This window comes from Kaistella haifensis DSM 19056 (assembly GCF_000735695.2).
In the GTDB taxonomy this organism is placed as follows: Bacteria; Bacteroidota; Bacteroidia; order Flavobacteriales; family Weeksellaceae; genus Kaistella; species Kaistella haifensis.
Genome location: NZ_JASZ02000057.1, coordinates 1 through 3273, shown reverse-complemented (window position 1 = coordinate 3273; position 3273 = coordinate 1). Strand labels below are relative to the sequence as shown.

The 3273-nt window shown below is 33.5% G+C and carries 2 protein-coding genes and 2 pseudogenes; 2 read left to right on the top strand and 2 right to left on the bottom strand.

Features of this window, described 5'->3' with window-relative positions:
• A pseudogene (locus AP75_RS14150) lies at positions 1-185 on the bottom strand (IS1182 family transposase); the annotation flags it as partial.
• Between the two features lie 394 nt (positions 186-579).
• Between AP75_RS14150 and AP75_RS13550 the strand changes: the two are divergent.
• Together AP75_RS13550 and AP75_RS13545 are read left to right on the top strand one after the other, a co-directional pair.
• Positions 580-2136, top strand: coding sequence for a T6SS effector amidase Tae4 family protein (locus AP75_RS13550; protein WP_088264974.1), 1557 nt, complete (start codon positions 580-582; stop codon positions 2134-2136).
• Entirely contained in the window at positions 2121-2612 is a 492-nt protein-coding gene (locus tag AP75_RS13545; RefSeq protein WP_221404550.1) for a hypothetical protein, read from the top strand. Before AP75_RS13550 ends, AP75_RS13545 begins: the two co-directional genes overlap by 16 nt.
• 117 nt (positions 2613-2729) lie before the next feature.
• Here AP75_RS13545 and AP75_RS14405 read toward each other — a convergent pair.
• Positions 2730-3273: pseudogene (locus AP75_RS14405) on the bottom strand (IS5/IS1182 family transposase); the annotation flags it as partial.

Genomic DNA, 3273 nt, shown 5'->3' with positions numbered 1-3273 from the left:
TTGAAAAAGACCACAGGATCGATGCTGTCCTGCCCGCAACGGCCGTAATAATGAGAGGTTGACTTGTAGAGGAAGCTAAAGGGTACTTCCTGACTGATTTTACGGTAGAAATCATCCTGGGGAACGAGCCCCTCCAGGCTGAGTTCGTAGAAGATTTTCGGTTCAAATGTTTTTCTGCCTTGCATACGCTAATTTACGGAGAATAAACGATATATACAATTGATTTTCAATATTTTAAACCCGTTTATAACCACATTTTCTATTTCTGAAATCTTTTTACCGTATCTTTGAAAAGAGGTTGTGCAACAGGCACATAGTATTTGCAAAATGCGGGGGAAAGTAACAAGTTGAACTTTTGTGAAATTTATCCGCCGCTGCTTTTTTATTCCACAAAAAAGAGTAATTTAGTGTAAGAAAAAAGCATCGGCTACGTTTAGTATGAATTGAACATTTCGTTCCATTTAACCCGCACTTCGCCAATACTTTTTCCGTTGGCAGAAAGTGTATCTAAAATCACTTTCAAAGGATGTTAAGAAATAAAAATTCTCAAAATTTACTCTAACTTTAAAAACATAAATTATGACAAAAAAAATTATATTATTGAAAAGTATTCTATCAATTTTATTTTTACTAACTCTTTTTTCCTGTAGAGAAGAAGCGTACGAATCAAGTCTAAAAACAGAAGAAAAAAATATAGCACAAAAAACATCATACGATCAATTTTTAAAAACTATTGGATCAGCAGATAGGCTAACTTTGAAAGTTGAAAAATCATCAAAGGATGATGAAAATACTACAGAAACATTCACAATAGATTCAACCAAAATTTTACTAATAAATGATGATGCTAAATCTGTTTTTTCTATGCGATTAATTGCTGATGGCGCAGAAAATAAGAGATATTTTTATAATTTGTATGTGGAAAAAACTGCTGAAGGAGATATTATTCAAACAATAGTAGAATATGAGCCAAGTTTAGCAACCATTATGAACAAATATAAAAATTTCACTGGAAATTACAAGATATTGAATACAACTTCTCCTAGAGGATTTACAAATGAAAGATCTAACTGTAGCACAATAGAAGTTGTAGAGCCATGTGAATTTGGAAACGTGCATGAACATGATGGTCCTGATTATTGTGAAGGCAACGGATCTTACACCTATTCAATCACCGTATGCAGTGGCGGTGGCGGTGGATCATTACCAGGTGATGGTGGATCAGGACCAAATGGTCCTGGTGGAGGAGGGCCAGGAACTGGTGTTATTATAAATCCTTATGAAAGTGGTGATAATTCCGAAGCATTTAATTATATTAGTTCTTTATACTACCAAAATAAAACATGGGCAGATAAAAACAGTGAAATTTTCATATCTCTTACTGATAGAGTTTATAATGATGAGTCTCAAGAAAATAAAGATTTTATAGTTTGGGGACTTGCTTTTTTTCAACAAAATAGCACCAACGGAATTTCTAACGTTTCTTGGACACAGTTTCAAAACTGGTTTATGGGCACTTCTGAGGGAAAAGATGGGGAGTACATTGATCCAGATTTAATTGAATATGAAACCCCAATTGTTCAACAATCTTTACCAACACTCGCACAATGGTATACTAGTTTTCCTAAAATTGAAGAAAATGGCTATTGGAAACCAATGGAATCACCTGCTGTTTACCAACTTGCTGGTGGTTCTCTATATACAAGTCATATAAATGATACAAATGGAAACTATCAAAATGCTTGTGCAATAAGAGGTTCTAGAGGATTATTATATTCAGGAATTACAATTCCAGTTATTAAAAGAAGTACACTGCAATTAACTCAGAAGGGTGGTGATGGAAAAAATTATATATTAGCCGCTACCACTTTTCTAAAATTTATGAAAGATACATTTGGTGACACGCCACATAAATTAGAAAATGCTGATGCTAATGATCCTACAAAAGTAGCGAACTTATTAAAAGGAAAAAGTGGGATTTATGTAATAGAGAATGCTGACCCAAGACCTACAAGTCAAGGAGGGGCAGGTTATTCTGGACATGTTGATAATATTGTTAACGGAATATGTATTTCAGGTGCATATACCCAACCTAAAGGAGGTGTAAAATCTATAAGAATATGGGTACTAAATTAAATACCAAAAAAAAGTTCTATTTTCTAATACTAACATGTTTTCTCATGAGTTGTTCTGTTTCTAAAGAACTTCGAAAAGAAAGAAAGGATTGGGATTTTAAAAATTGGGAACAAGAATACAAAGACAGAGCATTTTGTCTTTGCATCTCCAATGGTTATGAAAATAAAGAATTAGAGAAATTATTAATAAGATATGACCGTTCATTATATAACCCTTTGGGAAGAGCTATATTTGACAAATCTTTAGTTCCAATAATCAAAAATGAAATTGTAAAAATTAGAATAGACTCTATAAATTCAATTGGAAAATATCCTGACGACCTAAAAACAATTTATAATAAAAGAGAGGTTCTATCACATTGCATAAATTTCTACAAGAGCGAAATGTTAGATAGCTTAGCCAAATCACAAAAAAAAAATTGGATTAAAATAAACAATATTTTGGGTGAAATTCACAAAGAAGTTCCGACATACTAATTATTTCTCTGTGATAAAAAACGGCAAGATGGAAATTTCTATCTTGCCGTTTTTATGTTGACAATATTTGCACTTTTTATCAAAAATCTTACAATTGTATCTCTAATTAGTCGTTCCTTAACAATATAAATATTTTCTTTTTATTGTGAAAAAATATGCAGCAAAGAGGAAATTCTGCAAAGAAAAATATAGCCAACGAAGATTGGCTTTAAGAATCTCCATCATTTTCTTCATATTCCAGGCAGTTGCTGCTAGGAAGGCATTGATTTGAGGCCCCGTTTCTCCCATAAAGTAATTTTTAGCCAGCCTGAAATCAGTTTTTAAATGTCCGATGATAGGCTCTATGGCAGCTCTGGTTCTGAATTTTTTGCGCTTTGTTTGTTTCTGGTAGAGGGTGTCTTTTTTTCTCGGTGGACCTGGAATGGAGATTTTCACTCCTTTTATTTCCGATTTCCCTTTTCCGCCACGGTCGTAAACCAGTTCTTTGGGAAGGGGTTGGCCACCTGTTTCCATTTGTTCCAAAAGTGGTTCAATGGTGTGACCATCATAAGGGGTTTGTAAAAATGCTTTAATTGCGAGAATGATTTTTTTTCCTTTATTAGCGGTGGTGATCAAGCCCACTTTATTCCCGAATTCGTATTGTTTATGCGCTTTTCCTTTG